Origin of the sequence: Streptomyces aureus (genome assembly GCF_000725495.1) — a bacterium.
Lineage (GTDB): Bacteria > Actinomycetota > Actinomycetes > Streptomycetales > Streptomycetaceae > Streptomyces > Streptomyces aureus_B.
On sequence record NZ_KL647041.1, the window covers coordinates 2721 to 20151 of the forward strand.

15 protein-coding genes are annotated in these 17431 nt (G+C 73.7%); 7 read left to right on the top strand and 8 right to left on the bottom strand.

Annotated features, from left to right (window positions below):
* Positions 1–77: 77 nt before the first annotated feature.
* Positions 78–2303 carry an acetate--CoA ligase family protein gene (locus IO36_RS39830; protein ID WP_037628043.1) on the bottom strand — a complete coding sequence of 742 codons (2226 nt, stop codon included), beginning with the start codon at positions 2301–2303 and terminating at the stop codon, positions 78–80.
* A 613-nt stretch (positions 2304–2916) separates the two neighbouring features.
* On the bottom strand, positions 2917–4113 hold the full coding sequence (locus IO36_RS39835; RefSeq protein WP_037628045.1) for a flavin-containing monooxygenase: 1197 nt from the start codon (positions 4111–4113) through the stop codon (positions 2917–2919).
* Between the two features lie 325 nt (positions 4114–4438).
* Here IO36_RS39835 and IO36_RS39840 point away from each other — a divergent pair, with 325 nt between their 5' ends.
* Both IO36_RS39840 and IO36_RS39845 read left to right on the top strand, forming a co-directional pair.
* Positions 4439–4891, top strand: coding sequence for a hypothetical protein (locus tag IO36_RS39840; RefSeq protein WP_037628047.1), 453 nt, complete (start codon positions 4439–4441; stop codon positions 4889–4891).
* Positions 4888–5292, top strand: a complete 405-nt coding sequence (locus IO36_RS39845; RefSeq protein ID WP_037628049.1) for a Zn-ribbon domain-containing OB-fold protein — start codon at positions 4888–4890, stop codon at positions 5290–5292. The genes IO36_RS39840 and IO36_RS39845 overlap by 4 nt, the downstream gene beginning before the upstream one ends.
* 16 nt (positions 5293–5308) lie before the next feature.
* Here the strand turns inward: IO36_RS39845 and IO36_RS39850 are convergent, their stop codons facing one another.
* Positions 5309–5914: a GNAT family N-acetyltransferase gene (locus tag IO36_RS39850; protein ID WP_037628051.1), complete on the bottom strand. Its 606-nt coding sequence runs from the start codon at positions 5912–5914 to the stop codon at positions 5309–5311.
* A 135-nt stretch (positions 5915–6049) separates the two neighbouring features.
* Between IO36_RS39850 and IO36_RS39855 the strand changes: the two genes are divergently transcribed.
* A complete protein-coding gene (locus IO36_RS39855) occupies positions 6050–6928 on the top strand; it encodes a GNAT family N-acetyltransferase (RefSeq protein ID WP_037628053.1) in 879 nt (292 codons plus the stop codon).
* Positions 6929–6980: 52 nt separating this feature from the next.
* Here IO36_RS39855 and IO36_RS39860 read toward each other — a convergent pair whose 3' ends face one another.
* Together IO36_RS39860 and IO36_RS39865 are read right to left on the bottom strand one after the other, a co-directional pair.
* Positions 6981–7637, bottom strand: coding sequence for a pyridoxine/pyridoxamine 5'-phosphate oxidase (locus tag IO36_RS39860; RefSeq protein WP_037628055.1), 657 nt, complete (start codon positions 7635–7637; stop codon positions 6981–6983).
* Between the two features lie 203 nt (positions 7638–7840).
* Positions 7841–9034: a thiolase C-terminal domain-containing protein gene (locus tag IO36_RS39865; protein WP_037628058.1), complete on the bottom strand. Its 1194-nt coding sequence runs from the start codon at positions 9032–9034 to the stop codon at positions 7841–7843.
* A gap of 137 nt (positions 9035–9171) precedes the next feature.
* On the opposite strand from IO36_RS39865, the gene IO36_RS39870 reads away from it, so the two are divergent.
* Both IO36_RS39870 and IO36_RS39875 read left to right on the top strand, forming a co-directional pair.
* Positions 9172–10359: an acyl-CoA dehydrogenase family protein gene (locus IO36_RS39870; protein ID WP_037628060.1), complete on the top strand. Its 1188-nt coding sequence runs from the start codon at positions 9172–9174 to the stop codon at positions 10357–10359.
* Positions 10360–10439: 80 nt separating this feature from the next.
* Complete coding sequence (locus IO36_RS39875) at positions 10440–10985, top strand: nitroreductase/quinone reductase family protein (protein WP_037628062.1); 546 nt, start codon at positions 10440–10442, stop codon at positions 10983–10985.
* A 219-nt stretch (positions 10986–11204) separates the two neighbouring features.
* Here the strand turns inward: IO36_RS39875 and IO36_RS39880 are convergent, their stop codons facing one another.
* Complete coding sequence (locus IO36_RS39880; protein ID WP_078943740.1) at positions 11205–11852, bottom strand: TetR family transcriptional regulator; 648 nt, start codon at positions 11850–11852, stop codon at positions 11205–11207.
* Positions 11853–12301: 449 nt separating this feature from the next.
* Here IO36_RS39880 and IO36_RS39885 point away from each other — a divergent pair, with 449 nt between their 5' ends.
* Together IO36_RS39885 and IO36_RS39890 are read left to right on the top strand one after the other, a co-directional pair.
* Positions 12302–13036 carry an AfsK-binding protein KbpA gene (locus tag IO36_RS39885; RefSeq protein WP_037628064.1) on the top strand — a complete coding sequence of 245 codons (735 nt, stop codon included), beginning with the start codon at positions 12302–12304 and terminating at the stop codon, positions 13034–13036.
* A gap of 392 nt (positions 13037–13428) precedes the next feature.
* Positions 13429–15756 carry a serine/threonine-protein kinase gene (locus IO36_RS39890; protein WP_037628065.1) on the top strand — a complete coding sequence of 776 codons (2328 nt, stop codon included), beginning with the start codon at positions 13429–13431 and terminating at the stop codon, positions 15754–15756.
* A 282-nt stretch (positions 15757–16038) separates the two neighbouring features.
* Here the strand turns inward: IO36_RS39890 and IO36_RS39895 are convergent, their stop codons facing one another.
* Complete coding sequence (locus tag IO36_RS39895) at positions 16039–16797, bottom strand: enoyl-CoA hydratase/isomerase family protein (protein ID WP_425535575.1); 759 nt, start codon at positions 16795–16797, stop codon at positions 16039–16041.
* Positions 16798–16946: 149 nt separating this feature from the next.
* Entirely contained in the window at positions 16947–17426 is a 480-nt protein-coding gene (locus tag IO36_RS39900; RefSeq protein ID WP_245173662.1) for a Zn-ribbon domain-containing OB-fold protein, read from the bottom strand.
* Positions 17427–17431 lie beyond the last annotated feature (5 nt).

Here is a 17431-nt window from a genome sequence, read left to right on the forward strand (position 1 = left end):
GTTCGGGGGCTTCGGAGGTGGTCATCGGGGGCTCCGGTTCGGGTGGGTGCGGGGGGGAGGTTCGGTGCGGGCTCCGGTCAGCGGCACAGCACCAGTGCGTCCAGGGCGACCGCCCCCTGTCCCCTGGGCAGCACCATCAGCGGATTGATGTCCAACTCAGCTATCTCGTCACCGAGTTCGAGCGCCAGCCGCTGGACCCGGATCACCACCTCGACCAGCGCGTCCACGTCCACCGGCGGACCTCCGCGCACCCCGTCCAGCAGCGCCCGCCCGCGCAGCTCGGACAGCATCGCCCGCGCCTGGTCCTCACCGAACGGCGGCACCCGTACGGCCGCGTCCCGCAGCACCTCGACGAGCACCCCGCCCAGCCCGACCGTGACCGTCGGCCCGAACAGCTCGTCGTGCGTGACACCCACCACCATCTCGACACCCCGCTCCACCATCTGGCAGACCAGGACCCCGTCCAGGGAGATCCCCTCGTAGCGGGCGATGTCCGTCAGCTCGCGGTACGCGTCCCGCACCTGGCTCGCCGAGGTCAGCCCGATCTTGACCAGACCCAGCTCGGTCTTGTGCGCGATCTGCGCCCCGGAGGCCTTCATGACCACCGGGTAGCCGACCTGGCTCGCCGCCCGCACCGCCGCCGCCGCGCTCGTCACCAGCTGCTCGCGCGGCACCCTGATCCCGTACGCCCGCAGCAGCTGCTTCGCCGCGTGCTCGCTCAGCTGCTGGCCCGGGCGCATCAGGGCCTGGGCCTTGCGGAACGAGGGCGACGGGGTGCGCGGCGCCTCGTCGAACGGCGAGCGGTACGCGGCGGTGAAGCGCGCGTGGTCCAGGTGGGCGCGGACGGCGGTGATGCAGTTCGCGAACGTACGGAACGTGGCGACCCGGGACGACCCCAGCAGCGTCTCCCGGTACGCCGCCTCCGTGCCCACCGGCGACCCCCACACCACGCAGACCAGCTTGTCCGTCTGCTCCGCCGCGTCCACCAGGTCCTGCGCCAGCCTGTCGCTCATCGGCGGGAACGGTCCCGTGATCGGACAGATCAGCACCCCGACCGCGGGGTCGGCGAGGATCGCGTCGATGATTTTCCGGCCGCGATGGTCGCCCACCGGGTGCCCGCCGTTGTCGACCGGGTTGGCCACGTTCAGGTAGCCGGGTATCCAGGTGTGCAGCTCCGTCTGCTTGGCCTCCGAGAGGGCCGGGAGACTGAGTCCCGCCTCGGTCGCCAGGTCCGCGAAGTGCGCTCCCGTTCCGCCGGAGATCGAATAGACCACGACCCCGTCGGCCTGCGGGGTGCGGGCCCGTGCCAGCAGGGCCGCGGTGTCCTGGAGTTCGTCGAGCCCGTCGACCCGGATCACGCCGAACTGCCGCATCGCCGCGTCCACCACGGCGTCCGCGCCCGTCAGCTTGCCGGTGTGCGAGGCCGCCGTGCGGGCGCCGGTCTCCGTGCGGCCGACCTTCACCGCGACGACGGGCACCTTGCGCCGGGCGGCGCGGTCGGCGGCGAGCAGGAAGGAGCGGCCGTCCTTGAGACCCTCGACGTAGCAGGCGATGGCGCCGACCTCGGGGCGCTCCGAGAAGTAGGAGATGAAGTCCGCGGTCTCCAGGTCGGCCTCGTTGCCGGTGGGGGCCCAGTGGGACAGGCGGACCCCGAGCTGCTGCATCGCGAACACCGGCCGGCCCTGGTGGCCGGACTGGGTGATCAGGGCGATCGCGGGGCCTTCGAGGTCCTCGCGGAAGTGCTCGAAGGCGTTGAGGTTGGTGTTGGGGCCGAGCAGGCGCAGGCCGGAGCCGGTGACGGCGGCGGCGAGTCTGGCCTGGGCGGCGGCGCCCTCGGTGCCGGTCTCGGCGAATCCGGAGGCGAACGCGACCGCGAACTTCACCTTGGCCTCGGCCAGTTGGCCGATCAGGGGGAGGGGGTCGGCGACGAGGAGTACCGCCAGGTCGACCTGGTCCGGGAGGTCTGCCACGGTGGGGAGGCAGGTCAGGCCGAAGACCGTTCGGCGGGTGGGGTGCACCGGGTGGAGGCGGGCGCCGACCCTGTCCGCCCAGGCGATCAGCTGACGGGTGATGCCTGTGTTCGGCCGGCCCTCGGTGTCCGAGGCGCCTATGACGGCCACGGACTCGGGGCGGAAGAAGCGGTCCAGGTCGGGGACTGGGGCGTACAGCGGGCGGCCGCTGACGTCGAGGTCGTCGACGTCGGCCGGGCGTCCGTGCACGACCGGGGAGGGCTGCTCGCCGCAGGCGATGACCCGGGCCCGGCGGGAGTCGGTGGTGAGGGTGCCGTGGGTTGATCCAAGCATCGGTCCGCCCGCTCCTGTGTGACAGCCAATGGATAACTGACGCACTGTCAGATTACTTAACTGACGCCGTGTCAGGAACCGTTGTGCAGGGGTGGGCTTGTGTTAGGTACCCGGTACGGGGTGTGACGTACCGCGTTCCGGTCCGGTGGTGGGTCGGGGCCGTGCCGGTGCATCAGCCCGTCGCCGTTGGACGTAGTGGTGGACGTTAGTGGCGACGGGCATCGATGTACCGGCACGGCCCCTCGCGCCGGATCCCGGGTGCCGGTGGATCGTGGCTGAGTTTCAGCCCTTCGCGCGCTTGAGGAGCAGGGTCCGGGCGGAGCCCCAGGGGTGGCCATCCCTCCGGCCCGCTCTCGGGCGCGGGGCCAATTCCAGCCCCGGCCGACGAAAATTCAGCCCCTCCGGCGTTTGAGGAGCGGGGTCTGGGGCGGAGCCCCAGGGACGGGAAGGGTAGGGGCGGAGGGGGCGAAAAACCGCTTGGGGCTACGGGGTCGTGCCGGGTGCCTGTGGGGGCCGTGGGTGCAGCGCTGGGTGCCGGTGGGGCGGGGCGGCGAGTGTGGTGCCGGGTGCCGGGTGCCGGGTGCCGGGTGCCGGGGTCCGGGGCCGCGTTGCCTCAGCGGGGGGTGGGGCTGGGCGTGTGGTGGGAGATGGTCTTGGCGATCTTTTCTGCGTCGAGGGCCAGTTCGCGGAACATGCCGCTGATCGGGTTGGTGAACCCGGTGAAGTACAGGCCCGGTGCATTGCGAGGGCTCCGCCCGCCGTGGACGACCGGACGCCCCCGCCCGTCGAGCACGTCGAGGTGCCCGACCATGCCCTCGAGGGCCCGCGAGTACCCCGTCGCCGCGATGACCACGTCCGGATCGATCCGGCTCCCGTCGGCGAGGACGGCCTTGTCGTCCTCGAACCCCTCCACCGCCGCCACGACCTCGACCTTCCCCTTGCGCACGGCGTCGATGATGCCGACGTCCTGGACGGGGATGGCCCCCTCGTTGACGCGGGAGTAGAGCCCGGTGGACGGGCGGGGCAGCCCCTGCGCCGACAGATCGGGCACGCTCAGCTTCGCCATCGGACCCGCCAGCGCGTCCACGAGGCGCACCGGCAGTCTTCGTACGGCGATTCCCGTGAACTGCGCGGCCCAGCCCGCCGTCGAGCGGCGCACGATGTGCGGCGCGGTGCGCACGGACAGCCGTACGCGCGAGGCGCCGCCCTCGACCAGGTCCACGGCGATCTCGGCGCCGGTGTTGCCGACGCCGACGACGAGGACGTCGCGGCCGGCGTAGGGGGCCGGGTTGCGGTACTCCCCGGCGTGCAGCAGCGTGCCGGTGTAGCCGTCGCGCCCGGACCAGTCGGGAATGCGCGGGGTGTGGTTGAAGCCGGTCGCGACGACCACCGCGCTGCCGGTCAGCTCCCGTCCGCCCGTGGCGTGCAGCAGCCAGCCGTCGCCGCCCGGCGCGGGCTCGATGCGGGAGACCTCCACGCCGGTGACGATCTCCAGACCGTGGTGCTCGGCGTACTTCTCCAGGTAGCGCACCACGTTGTCGCGTGCCACCCAGCGGCCGAACGAGCGCGGCATCGACAGCCCCGGCAGCGCGGACAGCCGCCGGGTGGTGTGCAGGTGCAGCCGGTCGTAGTGGTTGCGCCAGGAGGCGCCGACCTGGTCCGACTTCTCCAGCACGACGGCTCGTACGCCCCGGGCGCGCAGCGCGTACGCCGCCGCGAGCCCTCCGGGGCCGCCTCCGATCACGTACACGGGGCGGTCCTCGTGCGAGGGCACCGTGCGGGAGGTCGTGGAAGCAGTCGTGTCGGCCATAGCGCGAGCGTAATCACGACTTTGCTTGATAGGTCTCGGTCAAGAGGGGAATCGGTTGCGAACTGGTCACGACTGTGGGAGGGGTGGGTGGGCCCGGTGGCGTAGGTCACTTCGGTGTGGTGGGGATGTGCGGGAAGGGCGTTGTCGCCGCAGGTGGGCGCCGGGGTGTACGCCTTTTGCGGGAGCGTGGGGGGTGGGTCCGTGCGCCCCGGGGGAGAGAGGGCGTTCTGATTTCGGGCGGGTGTCGCCCGGCTCTTGCGCGGGCGTCGCTCGGAGTCGAAACTGACGTTCCGTCAGATACGGCTCCTCTGCGGGAGGTTCGCCCATGGACACGATCTGGCTCGGCGGGGCGGAATGGCTGGCCGTGCTCCGCGTCGGGCTCGGGCTGTGGTGGCTCGAGAGCTGGCGGCACAAGGACAGGAAGGGCTGGTTCGAGCGCGGGACCGGAATCGCCTGGGCGGCCGACGTCGCCGCCAAGCACCGGTGGAGCGCCGTGCGCTCCGGCTTCGAGACGGTCGTCGCCCCACGGCCCAAGGTGATGGCCTACGTCGTCGTGTACGCGGAGCTGGCACTCGGCCTCGGGCTCGTGGCCGGGCTGCTGACCCCCGTCGCCCTGGTCGCGGGCCTGCTCCTCAACGTCCTGTACTTCACCCTCATGATCCACGACTGGGCGGAGCAGGGGCAGAACGCGATGATGGCGCTGATCTCGGCCGTCGCCCTGTTCGCGATGTCCTGGCAGACCTGGTCCCTGGACGACGCCCTCGGGCTCTTCCGATGAGCGGCGGGTACGGCGAACCCGAGCCGGACGCCTTCACCCGGCCCTACTGGGACGCCGCCGCCGAGGGACGGCTGCTGATCCGGCACTGCGCCGCCTGCGACCGCGTCCACCACTACCCCCGGGAGTTCTGCCCGTACTGCTGGAGCGAGGACGTGAGCTGGCGGGGCGCGAGCGGACGCGCCACCCTCCACACCTGGTCGGTCGTCCACCGCAACGACCTGCCGCCGTTCGGCGAGCGCGTCCCGTACGCCGCCGCCGTCGTCGACCTCGCGGAGGGGCCCCGGATGATGACCGAGGTCATCGGCTGCGAGGAGGCGGACCTGCGGATCGGGATGGAGCTGGATGTGGCCTTCCGGGCGGGGATCCCCGTCTTTCGGCCCGTGACGGGCGCCGGTGGCTGACCGGCTGCGACACCCTTCAGGTCGAGGGCGTCGGGTCCGGGTCCGTCGCCAGCCGGCCGTGCAGGTGCACGTCGCGGAACGCGTCATGGCGGCCGGCCTCGAACATCGCGCCGCGCAGCGTTCCCTCCTGCCGGAACCCGCAGTGCTCGGCGACCCGGCACGACACGTCGTGGCCCACGGCGTGGCCGAGTTCGAGGCGGTTCAGGGCCAGCTCCGTGAAACCGAACCGGGCGACGAGGCCGAGCGCCCGGGTGGCGACCCGGCGGCCCCGGGAGTCCGGAAGCACCCAGTAGCCGACACGGGCGCAGCTCATGACGTGGTCGATCTCGTTGACACCGATGTGGCCCAGCGTCTCGCCGGACCCGGCGTCGGTGACGCAGAAGGAGAACCCGGTGCCGCTCGTCGCCGCCGCGACGCGGGTCCGCAGCGCCTCACGGGCGGAGTCGATGTCCCGGACGAACCTGAGCGGGGTGTTCCAGCGCTGGAACTCGGGATCGGCCAGCCCGCGCAGATACGCCGACACGTCGGCGTCGGACTCCGGGTCCCAGGGGCGCAGCCGCAGCCCGAGGCCGGTCAGCTCGGGTTCGGGCTGGACGGAGAACTGCAGACGGACGTCGGCCATCCAGTCATTCAAGCCCCTTCGGGCCCACCGGTCACTCCCTGGGCGTTCGACGCCGGCGGAAACCCTCCTCGGTGCCGCTCCGGAGCACGCCGAAAACCGGAGGCGGGGCGGCCCGGCCGCGCGGGATCATCCGGCATGGACACCTCCGTGACGTACGACTGGCGGCTCACCCACGACCTCGACGCGTTCCTCGCGCTGGCCGGGGACTTCCTCCGCTCGCGGCCCGCGCAGCACACCGTCGCGCTGACCGTGACGGAAGGACTCCGTAGAGGCGGCATGGACCGGTACGGGAAGGACACGCCGGTCTTCGGAGCCCTGGAGCACTCCGGGGAGGTCCGCGCGGCCTTCTTCCGCACGCCCCCGTACCCGCTGAACGTCACCCCGCTGGACGAGCCCGGCGTCCAGGCGCTCACCGCGCTGCTCGCGGACGCCGGGACCGAGGTGTCCGGGGTCGCGGCCGACACCGCGACCGCCGATGCCTTCGCCGAGGCCTGGGGACGGCGCACCGGGGCGACGCCCGCGCTGCTCCGGAGCGATCGGCTGTACCGGCTCGGCGAGCTGTCGGTGCCCGAGCCCGCACCGCCCGGCCGCCCCCGGGTCGCGGACGCGGGCGACCGGGACCTGCTCGGCCGCTGGTACACGGAGTTCGCCGAGGCCATCGGGGAGGGCGGACACGGCGACCCCGGCGTCTGGGCCGACGACCGGATCTCCTACGGCGGCATCACCCTGTGGGAGATCCCCGACGGCACCCCCGTCGCCATGGCGGGCCTGACCCGGCCGGTCGCCGGGCAGCTCCGGGTCGGCCCCGTCTACACCCCCGCGCACCTGCGCGGCCGGGGATACGCCGGCGCCGTCACTGCGGAGGTGACCCGTGCCGCCCTCGCCACGGACGTCCGTGAGGTCCTGCTGTTCACCGACCTCTCCAACCCGACCAGCAACGGCCTGTACCGGCGCATCGGCTACCGGCCCGTCTCCGACTTCGCGGTGTACGGCTTCACGCACGGGGCGGCGTAGGAGCGCGGGTCCCGCGGGTGGGCGGGGGCGGTTCCGGGGAGCGGGCCGGGTCTCAGGGCCACAGCAGCTCGGTCGTCCAGCCCGTCTCCGCGCGGCGGTAGACGAGACGGGTGTGGCGGCGGCGGGCGTCGCCCTGGAAGAACTCGACCTCGTCCGGACGCAGGCGGTAGAGGGTCCAGGTGGGGGCGGGGGCGTCCGGGGTGTCCCCGGCCCGCTCCCAGGCCGCGTCCGAGGCCCGGTCCAGCGCGTCCCGCGAGGCCAGGGCCTCGCTCTGCCGGCCCACCAGGGCGGCGGCCAGCGCCCCGGTGGAGCGGGCGTGCAGATCCGCCTGGCTCTCCTCGGGCGACGCGGCCGCGACCGGGCCGCGGACCCGGATCTGGCGCCCCTGCGCGGGCCAGTAGAAGCCGAGGGCCGCGTACGGCCGCTCGGTGAGCTGGCGTCCCTTGCGGCTCGTCACGTGCGAGGCGAACGCCCAGCCGGCGTCGTCCGCGCCGTGCAGCATCACGGTCCGCACGTCGGGCAGGCCGTCCTCGCCGGCCGTCGCGAGCGACATCGTGTGCGGCTCGGGCTGCCCGGCCGCCGCGGCCTCCGCGAACCACCGGGTGAACAGGGTCAGCGGGTCCGCCGGGGCGTCCTCCGGCGTGAAGCCGGGCAGCTCCGTGTCCCACACCCGCAGCGATCTCAGCAGTTCATGAAGATCCGGTTCCATGCTCCGAGTATCGTCCTCGGCTTCCGATACTCCCCCGCTCCCCCTCCGGTTCTCACCGGCTTCCCCTCCGGTCCTCACCGGCTCCCCCGGGGATCGGGGAACGCGCGGGACCGGGCGGTGGCGCGCGCGGTGGTTCGCGGGGTCCGGGTGGCCGGGGGCGGGCGCCCGGTCGTCCGGCGGGCCGGCTCGGATCGGCCCGGGCCTCACCCCCGGCCCAGCACCACCGTCCCCGAGGAGCAGAACCAGCCCCCCGTCCCGGACGCCACCGCCAGCTCGGGCAGGCTCCCGTCGGGGCGTCGTACCTGGCGGCCCTCGGGGAGCTCGCCCCGGAGCTGTCGTACGGCCTCCACGAGCAGGAACAGGCCGCGCATGCCTGGGTGCTGGGCCGACAGCCCGCCCCCGTCCGTGTTCACCGGCAGTTCGCCGTCCACCAGGAGCCGTCCCTTCGCCGCTTCCACGAAGGCGCCGCCCTCGCCCTTGGCGCAGAAACCGAGGTCCTCCAGGGTCACCAGGGTCATGTAGGTGAAGGCGTCGTAGATCTCGGCGAAGTCGATCTCGGCGGGGCGCACCCCGGCCCGCTCGAAGGCGAGCCGGCCGCTCACCGCCGCCGGGGAGACCGTGAAGTCCGCCCACTCGGACATCGTGGTGTGGGAGACGTGCTCGCCGGTCCCGAGCACCCACACCGGGGCCGTACGGCAGTCGCGCACGTACTCCTCGGCCGCCAGCAGCACCGCCGCGCCGCCGTCGGAGCGGATGCAGCAGTGCAGCTTGGTGAAGGGGTCCGCGATCATCGGCCCCGACAGGACGTCGTCGACCGTGACCGGGTCGCGGAACATCGCCTCCGGGTTGCGGGCCGCGTTCGCGCGGGCCTGGACGGCCACCGAGGCGAGCTGTTCGAGCGTGGTGCCGTACGTGTGCATGTGGCGGCGGGCGGCCATCGCGTACTTGGCGACCAGGGTGTGGCCGTAGGGGACCTCGAACTGGAGGGGGCCCCGGGCGCCGAAGGAGAGGTTGCCGGTGCGCCGGCCCGCCCTGATGTCGGCGCGGGCCGTGGAGCCGTAGACCAGCAGGACCGCGTTCGCGTGGCCCGCCGCGATGGCGTCCGCCGCGTGGGCCGCCATGACCTCCCAGGTGGAGCCGCCGACGGAGGTCGAGTCGACCCAGGTGGGCCGCAGCCCCAGGTACTCGGCCACCTCTGCGGGCGCGAGGACGCCGAGCCCCGCCGAGGCGAGTCCGTCGATCACCGAGCGGTCCAGACCGGAGTCGGCCACCGCCCGGCGTGCGGCCTGGGCGTGCAGCGCGTACGGGGTCGCCTCGTCCACACGGCCGCAGTCGGACAGGGATATGCCGACGACGGCGACCTTTCGACGGCTGTGCCCCGGGATGGCGGGAGTCATGAATCTGACGGTACATCAGATAACCCCTTCGCCGGGAGGGCGTCACGCCCCTGTGCATCTGGGACCCTCCGCCCTAACATGACGGCCCGTCAGATCGGCCTGCCGGATCGGCCCCCCGACGAGGGAGGAACGCGCCCATGGATGCCCATCTCACCGCGGAGCAGGAGGAGATCCGCCGCGCCCTGCGGGAGCTGCTGGCGAAACGGTGCGGTCCGCACGAGCTGCGGGCCGCCGAGCAGACCTCCGCCGGCTACGACCAGGCGCTCTGGGAGGCCCTCGCGCAGCGGCTCGGACTGCCCGGACTCGCCCTCCCCGAGGAGTACGGCGGCGTCGGCTGCACGATGACCGAACTCGCCCTCGCCTGCGAGGAGTCGGGCCGCGCTCTCGCCCCCTCGCCCCTGCTGTCCACCGCCGTCCTCGCCGCCCCGCTGATCCTGGCCCTCGGCACCGGGGCGCAGCGCTCCGCCCTGCTGCCGCCGCTGGCCTCGGGCACGGGGACCGCCGCCCTCGCGGTCCCCGGCACGGGTCTGGCCACCGCGCTCGGGCTGACCGGCGACAACCGCGGCGACTGGGCGGGCGGCGGCCGGGCCGGAGGCGTCCAGGCCCGGCGGGCGGAGGGGGTCTGGCGGCTCTACGGGCAGGCGGCGCAGGTGCTCGACGGGCACAGCGCCGGACTCCTCGTGGTGGCCGCGCACACCGGCGGCTTCGCGCGGTCCCGGACGCTCCTCTTCCTGGTGCGGGGCGACGCCGACGGGCTCGTCCGCGCACGGCAGACCTCCCTCGACCCGACCCGTCCGCAGGCCCGGATCGAACTGCGGGACGTGGAAGCGGAGTTGCTGGGCGACGACCAGGCCGACGTGCCCGCGGCGCTGGCCGCCGCCGGGGACGCAGCGGCCTCCGTCCTCGCGGTGGAGGCCGTCGGCGCCGCCGACCGCGCGCTGGAGCGCACCGTCGAACACGTCGGCCGACGCGAGCAGTTCGGGCGGGCCATCGGCTCCTTCCAGGCGGTCAAGCACCGGCTCGCGGACGTGTACGTGGGCGTGCAGTCGGCCCGGTCCGCGGCCTACTACGCGGCCTGGTCCGTGGGGACGGGCGGTGAGCGCGTGGGCGCCCTCGCGCTGGCCCAGGCGCTGGAGGCGCTGCGCACCGCCGCCTCCGAGGGCATCCAGCTCCACGGGGGCATCGGCTTCACCTGGGAGCACGAGGCCCATCTCTCCTTCAAGCGCGCCTCCGGCGACGAACTGCTCTTCGGCCCCGTCCACCGGCTGCGCGCCCACGCGGCCGAGGCGGCGCGGCTCTTCGACGGCGGGGAGGTGACGGTCTGATGGCGGCGTCAGGGGCTTCGCGCGGGGAGAGCGGTACGGGAGCGGGCGGCAAGGCGGGGACCGGGACCGGGGCGCGGGGGATGCCCGGGGTGCGGCTGGTGCAGCGGGTGTCCTCCACCCGGACGTTCGCCCGGGTCGCCCCGCATCTCATCCCGGCCCTCGACCGGGCCGTGCACCGGCTCACCCGCGGGAAGGTGCTGCTCAGCGCCCAGATGCTGCCGGGAGTCGTACTGACCGCACGCGGCGCGAAGAGCGGGCTCGAGCGTCGTACGCCGCTGGCCTGCATGCCGGAGAGCGGGGCGGACAGGGTGGGAGCCGCGAGGGCGGGGGCTGCTCCTGGTGCCGCCGGGGACGCGGAGTCCGGCTGGATCCTCGTGGGGTCCAACTTCGGCCGTACGGATCATCCGGCCTGGACCGCGAACCTGCTCGCCTCTCCCGACGCCGTCATCAACTGGAAGGGCGAGGACATCCCCGTGACCGCCCGGCTGCTCACGGGCGAGGAGCGGGAGGCGGTCTGGAGGACGGTGCTGGCGTTCTGGCCGCCGTACGCCACGTACCAGGCCCGGGTGGACCGGGAGATACGGCTCTTCAGGATCGTGCGCAGGGCGGAGGGGGCGGCCGGCTGAGCGGACGGCCCGCTGAGCGGACGGGGCGGCCGTGCCCGGTTTCCGGCGATGGCTTGGTCGCCGGGCGGCTGTGCGGGTTGCCGGGCCGGTGCGGGGTGACCGCTCGGTGCGGGGTGCCGCCCGGTCGCGGGGCCCGGACAGCGCAGCGGGCGGCAGCCCGTCGGAGGGTTTCTCCGGTGCGGCTGCCGCCCGCATGACAGGAGCTGGGGCGTCGGGGCGCTACTTCGTCGGCTTCTTCCCGGTCACGCCCAGATACACCAACAGCGCGAGGTTCGGCTTGAGTTCGGCCTGCTTGACGCCCCAGGTCTGGAACCCCTTCTGATGCGAGGCGACCGCGGCGAGCATGGCCACGAGGGAACCGGCCATCGCGGCCGGGTTCACGTCCTTGTCGACCTTTCCCTTGGCCTGGAGTTCGGTGACGGAATCCGTAAGGGAGTTGTTCACGGAGTTCAGGATCTTCATGCGGATCTTGTAGAACCGCTTGTCGCCCTCGGCGGCGCCGAGATCGACCACGCGCAGGATGGCGTCGTTCTTCCGCCAGAACTCCAGGAAACCCTCGACGAGTTCCTGCGCGGTCTGCCATCCGGCCTTGCCGACCCAGGATCGGCCTTCGAGCAACTGGGTCAACGCGGCGCCCTCGGCGGCCATTTGCTCGGCGATCTCCAGGACGGCGCCTTCGACGTCCGGGAAGTACTGGTAGAAGGTCGCCGGTGAAGTGCCCGCCTTCCGGGCGACGTCGATGACTTTGACGTCACGGTAGGGCGATGAGCTGAGCATCTCGCTGAGGCAGTCGAGCAGCTTCTGCCGGGTCGCCTGCCCACGTCGTCCGGCCACGCGGCCGTCGACGGTACGCACTTGTCCTGTCATGCCGTCAGCTTACCGAGGGGTGATCGGAGCGCGATTCGGCCGACTGCAAATGGGGTGCGGCCGTACATCGCGGGGGTTCCAGGGGGGTTCGGACGGGGTTCGGGGAGGGGTTCACCAGGTCTTCCGCCGTTTCTCCGGTTCCGTCGCGGGAGTACGGTCCGAGCGGAAGGGTGCGCTCCGGCCGTAACGGGTCCCGTGGGAAAGGCGGCTCGCATTCCCGGGGGCCCGTACGAACGCCGTCCGCGTTCCCGTGGAAATTCCCGCGCGGCCCCCGGCGACTCGGCGCCTTTCCCGCGCGGTCCCCGGGAACGGCGCGGGGATCGCGTGCGTGCTCCGCCCCCGGAAAGCCCCGCGAGAACTCCGCGCGGGGCCCCTGAGCAGGGACGGGGCGTCACCGGAGCAGGTGCGCACGCCCTGCGGGATGACCGGCGGGCCGTTAGCTTGGCCGCATGGCCGAATCAGCGGTTGTCGCCGAGTTCCCCGAGGGTGTGCCCTGCTGGGTCGACGCACAGCTCCCCGACGTGGAGGCGGGCAAGCGCTTCTACGGCGAGCTGTTCGGCTGGACGTTCCCCGAGGAGTCCGCGCCGCAGGGCTGGGCCGAACTGGACGGCGAAACGGTCGCCGCGCTCACGCCGAAGCTCGACGGGCGGATGCCCACGGTGTGGACGGTGTACTTCGCGACCCCGGACGGCGAGGCGCTCACCCGGCGGATCGTCGCGGCGGGCGGCGCGGTCATCGCCGTGCCCACGGCGGTGGGCGCCTCGGGCGAGCTCGGCACGGCCGCCCTCGCCACCGACCCGGAGGGCGCCGTCTTCGGCCTCTGGCAGCGCGGCACCCACACCGGCTTCGCCCGGCACCACGAGCCGGGCACGTTCTGCTGGGCCGAGCTCTACGCCCGCGACACCGCCACCGTCGACCGCTTCTACGGCACCCTGTTCCACGACGCCCTCTTCGGCCCCGAGGCGACCCCCGATTTCGGCCGCGTTCCGGTCACGGGTGTCTTTCCGGCCGAGATGCCGCCCCATTTCCTCGTCCACTTCGGGGTCGAGGACTGCGAGGCGACACTCGGTACGGTGAACAGGCTCGGCGGCCGGGTCCAGGTGACACCCTTCGACACGTCGTACGGGCGGGTGGCCGTCGTCACCGACAACCAGGGCGCCTCGTTCGCCCTGCTCCAACGGTGACGGTGCCGCGACCAGGCGTGACGCCGGGGGACGGGTCCCGGTTCACGGCCGCCGGGAACCGCCGGTGAGGGCCCGCCGGCAACGGCCGAAACGCTTCCGCGGTGAGGTGTGGGGCATTTCGACGTGAGGGACGGCACTTCCGGGCCCCCGAGCGGGGTACTTCTGGGGTGAGGGGCGCATTTCGGCCCTGAACCATGACGCCCCCGCAGCCGTACTCCTGTCGGGGCGGCTGTTTTGTCATGAGACACCCCGATCCGCCCCCGGGTTCGCAACCGGAGGCTCGGCCAGGAAGAATCGGGGTGCGTGCCGCCATGGCGGTGCGGTGGTGAGACGCTGCACTGGGCCGCGTTCATACGTGGATGACGCGACCCGTACGGGGAGGTGGCAGGCAAGTGGTGGATCAGCTGACGCAGCACGATCCGCGCCGGATCGGGCCGTTCGAGGTGCTGGGCCGGCTGGGTGCCGGCGGCATGGGGCTGGTCTATCTCGCGCGCTCGGCCTCCGGCCGGCGCGTGGCGATCAAGACGGTCAGGACCGAGCTCGCCGAGGACCAGTTGTTCCGGGTCCGCTTCTCGCGCGAGGTCGAGGCGGCCCGTGCCGTCTCCGGCTTCTACACGGCGGCCGTCGTCGACGCCGACGCCCGGGCCGCGGTGCCCTGGCTCGCCACCGCCTACGTTCCCGCGCCCTCGCTCGAGGAGATAGTGAACGAGTGCGGGCCGCTCCCGGCCCAGGCGGTGCGCTGGCTGGCGGCCGGTGTCGCGGAGGCGCTCCAGTCGATCCACGGGGCGGGGCTCGTCCACCGCGACCTGAAGCCGTCGAACGTCCTCGTCGTCGAGGACGGGCCGCGCGTGATCGACTTCGGTATCGCGTCCGGCGTCTCGAACACCCGTCTGACGATGACCAACGTCGCCGTCGGCACCCCCGCCTACATGTCGCCCGAGCAGGCCAAGGACTCGCGCAGCGTCACCGGCGCGAGCGACGTCTTCTCGCTCGCCTCGATGCTCGTCTTCGCGGCCACCGGACACGCCCCGTACCACGGCGCCAACCCCGTCGAGACGGTCTTCATGCTGCTCCGCGAGGGCCCGGACCTCGAGGGCCTGCCCGACGAGCTGCGCCCGCTCATCGAGTCCTGCATGCAGATGGACGCCACGGCCCGCCCCAACCCGGCCGACCTCCAGGCCCAGCTCGCCCCCCACCTCTTCGGCTCCGGCTCCGACGACAGCGGTACGGCCTCCGCATGGCTGCCCGAGCGCGCGGTGAGCCTGATCGAGACCCGCCGCGGCGGCCGTCCGCCGGTCCAGCAGCCGGCCTCGGGCGGCGGACGCAGCGCCGGCGGGCGCCCCGCCCTGCCCCCGCCGCCCTCGCACGCCCCCGCGGTCCCCGTGGGCGCGCCCGACACCGGCCCCGTGCGCCTCGCCGGCGGCAAGGTGCCCATCGGCCCCGGACCCCGGGTCCTGGACGCCCGCGCGGCGGCCGTGAAGGCCCCGCCCCCGGAGGCCGGACTCGCCGCCTCCTGGTCCCGGCCCCGTATCGGCGTGAACGGCGCCGAACCGGCCCCGGTGCCCGTGGCCCCCGCGCCCGACACCTCCACGGGCTGGCGCCCGTGGCGCTTCCGCATGTCGAACGACGTGTGGGGCACCCCCGCGGTCGCCGACGACCTCGTCTACGTCACCTCCTTCGAGGTCCACGCCCTCGACGTCGCGACCGGGCGGCGCCGGTTCAAGACCCGGGACGTGGCCTGGTCGATGGCCGTCGCGGACGGCCGCATCCACGCGTCCGACGGGCCCACGCTCTACGCATTGGAGGCCCGGGAGGGCGCGGACCTGTGGCGGCTGTCCACGGACGCCTGGGTCTACTCCCTGCAGGCCGACCGCGGCACGGTCGTCACCGGCACGCGCGGCGGCGGCGTCCAGGCCTGGGAGGCCGCGAACGGCCAGAAGCTCTGGGAGATCAGCGGCGCCCAGACGGACTTCGAGTCCCCGGAGGCCGGTCCGGCGATCCACGACGGCACGGTGTACGTCTGGAAGGACGCCCGGCTGCGCGCCCTGGAGGCCCGTACGGGCGAGGAGCGCTGGTCGTACCCGATCGGTGACGCGGCCTCCTGTGGCGGCGTACCGGTCCGGATGACCCACGCGCCCGACGGCTACGTCTACATCTGCGCGGGCACCCGTGTCCTTGCCATCGACGTGGCCGGCGGTCACGTCCGCTGGCACTTCGAGGCGCCGGCCGTCTTCCTCAGCCCGCCGACCTTCGCCCCGGGCCCGGCGGTGACGGGCGGCGGCGTCTACCTCGCCGACTACCTCGGCACGGTCTACGCCCTCGACGCCACCGACGGCCGTGACCGCTGGCGCATCGCCACCGAGTCCCGCGCCTCGACCGAGCCGGTCCTCGTGGCGGCCGGACACGTCCATGTGGGCAGCGGCAAGGGCCTGTACACGCTGGACGCCGTCACCGGCACCCCGAAGTGGCGCTTCCAGGCCGGCGGCGACCTGGTGGGCGCTCCGGCGGTGGCCGAGGGCCGGATCCACTTCGGCTCCACCGACCACCTCCTGTACACCCTGAAGGCCGACGACGGGCGGCTGCGCTGGAAGCTGGCCACCGGCGGCGAGATCACCGGCGCCCCCGTGGTCAAGGACGGCGTCGTGTACGCCTGCAGCAAGGACCGCTGCGTGTACGCGCTGGACGCGGAGAAGGGCACGGGGACCGCGCGCACGACCTGAGCCGGGCCGGATCCGTGCCGTGCGGGCCCCCGCCTGCCCCGCACGCGGGACGGGTCCGGGCCAGGCGGCCGGGGCTTCTGCGACGGCCGCCGCACCGGGCACGGAAGGGTCTCCGGACGGCGGCCGTCGTTCGCGCGGACGGCCTGCGGAAGCCGCTCCGGCTGCGAGGCTACGCCCCGCGTGACCGGTCCGCCACACGGAGCGAACAGCGGCCCGGCCCGCTCCGCCCCGCCTCCGGTGTTTCCCCGCCCGGCCCGGAGCGGTCCGGCCGCCCGGGCGGCCTCAGCGCAGCCGGAACCCGGGGCGCCGGGCCGCGAACAGTTCGGCCTGCCGCTCGCCCGGCAGGTTGCCGAGGGAGACGAGCTGGGGGGCGTGCGCCAGGGCCGCCGCACGGGTCGCCTCCTGCGCCTGCCACAGCGCCCGCACGGTCCCCTGGACCCCCTCGGGCGGGTACGACGCGATGACCCGCGCGCACGCGAGGGCCGCCGCCAACGCCTCGCCCGGCGGCGCGAGTTCGGACACCAGGCCCACCTCGTGGGCCCGCCGCGCCGAGACGCGCTCGGCCGTCCCCATCAGCGCCATCCGGGCCACCTCCCCGAACGGCATCCGCTGCGCGAGGTAGACGGACTCGTACGCGCTGACCATCCCGTACGTCGTGTGCGGGTCGAAGAAGGTGGCCTCCTCGTCGGCCACGACGAACTCCGCCTCGCCCAGCAGGTAGAAGGCACCGCCGCAGGCGATCCCGTTCACGGCGGCGATCACCGGCTTGAACAGGCCGTTGGTCTTCGGACCGATCACGGCGAGCGGATCGTCCACCATGTAGGGCGAGTTGGGCTGCGGAACCTCGGCGGAGCGGTCGATCCCGGTGCAGAAGGCCCGCCGTCCCGCGCCGGTGACCACGATCGCCCGTACGGTGTCGTCGAACCGGAACGCCCGCCAGGCGGAGGCCAGTTCGGCGGCCGTCGCGAGATCGAGGGCGTTGAGCCGGTCGGGCCGGTCGAGCGTGAGGACCGCGACCCCGGTGTCCTTGTCGACGTCCAGCGAGAGCCCGCCGGCCCCCGGAGCCCGGGTCCCGCCGGTTCGCGGCACCCCGGTCCCGCTCGCTCCCGGCGTCCTGGTCCCGTCGGCTCCCGGCACCCCGTCCGCCCCCGTCCCCGGCGTTCCGTTCCCGCCCGCTCCCCGTGCCCCGCTCACGTCCGCTCCAGTACCCAGCGGGGCACGGTCACGCCGTTCACCTCGGCGAACACCGCCTGTACCCGGGCCCCGATCCGGATCCGCCCCGGCGGCACGGAGCCGAGGGGGGCGTCCGGTCCGCTCACCAGGTTCCCGGCCAGCCGGATCCGGGGCGCCTCGTCCAGCTCGACCAGGACCACGTCGTAGGGGGCCAGCGCCGCGTAGGCGGGCAGCAGCGGCGGATGCGGCACGACGTAGGACCAGATCCGGCCGCGCCCGTTCGTCAGGTGCCACGTGTCCGCGAAGGAGTGGCAGTGCGGGCAGCAGGGGCGCGGCGGGAAGCGGAGCTCACCGCAGTCGGCGCAGGCCTGGACGCGGAGTTCGCCGCGGGCCGCGTACCGCCAGAAGGGCGCCCCGTCGTCGTCGGGGACGGGGGAGAGGAGGTCCTCGTCGCCCCGCTCCCCGCTCGCGTCGGCCGTCTTCGTCATCTCAGCCATCCCGT

Bases quoted from the DNA above. Each gene is read 5' to 3' on its own strand.
- IO36_RS39865 (WP_037628058.1), bottom strand. From the start codon at position 9,034: ATGACTCCCGCCATCCCGGGGCACAGCCGTCGAAAGGTCGCCGTCGTC.
- IO36_RS39880 (WP_078943740.1), bottom strand. From the start codon at position 11,852: ATGACAGGACAAGTGCGTACCGTCGACGGCCGCGTGGCCGGACGACGT.
- IO36_RS39830 (WP_037628043.1), bottom strand. From the start codon at position 2,303: ATGCTTGGATCAACCCACGGCACCCTCACCACCGACTCCCGCCGGGCC.
- IO36_RS39850 (WP_037628051.1), bottom strand. From the start codon at position 5,914: ATGGCCGACGTCCGTCTGCAGTTCTCCGTCCAGCCCGAACCCGAGCTG.
- IO36_RS39845 (WP_037628049.1), top strand. From the start codon at position 4,888: ATGAGCGGCGGGTACGGCGAACCCGAGCCGGACGCCTTCACCCGGCCC.
- IO36_RS39900 (WP_245173662.1), bottom strand. From the start codon at position 17,426: ATGGCTGAGATGACGAAGACGGCCGACGCGAGCGGGGAGCGGGGCGAC.
- IO36_RS39835 (WP_037628045.1), bottom strand. From the start codon at position 4,113: ATGGCCGACACGACTGCTTCCACGACCTCCCGCACGGTGCCCTCGCAC.
- IO36_RS39855 (WP_037628053.1), top strand. From the start codon at position 6,050: ATGGACACCTCCGTGACGTACGACTGGCGGCTCACCCACGACCTCGAC.
- IO36_RS39860 (WP_037628055.1), bottom strand. From the start codon at position 7,637: ATGGAACCGGATCTTCATGAACTGCTGAGATCGCTGCGGGTGTGGGAC.
- IO36_RS39870 (WP_037628060.1), top strand. From the start codon at position 9,172: ATGGATGCCCATCTCACCGCGGAGCAGGAGGAGATCCGCCGCGCCCTG.
- IO36_RS39840 (WP_037628047.1), top strand. From the start codon at position 4,439: ATGGACACGATCTGGCTCGGCGGGGCGGAATGGCTGGCCGTGCTCCGC.
- IO36_RS39885 (WP_037628064.1), top strand. From the start codon at position 12,302: ATGGCCGAATCAGCGGTTGTCGCCGAGTTCCCCGAGGGTGTGCCCTGC.
- IO36_RS39875 (WP_037628062.1), top strand. From the start codon at position 10,440: ATGCCCGGGGTGCGGCTGGTGCAGCGGGTGTCCTCCACCCGGACGTTC.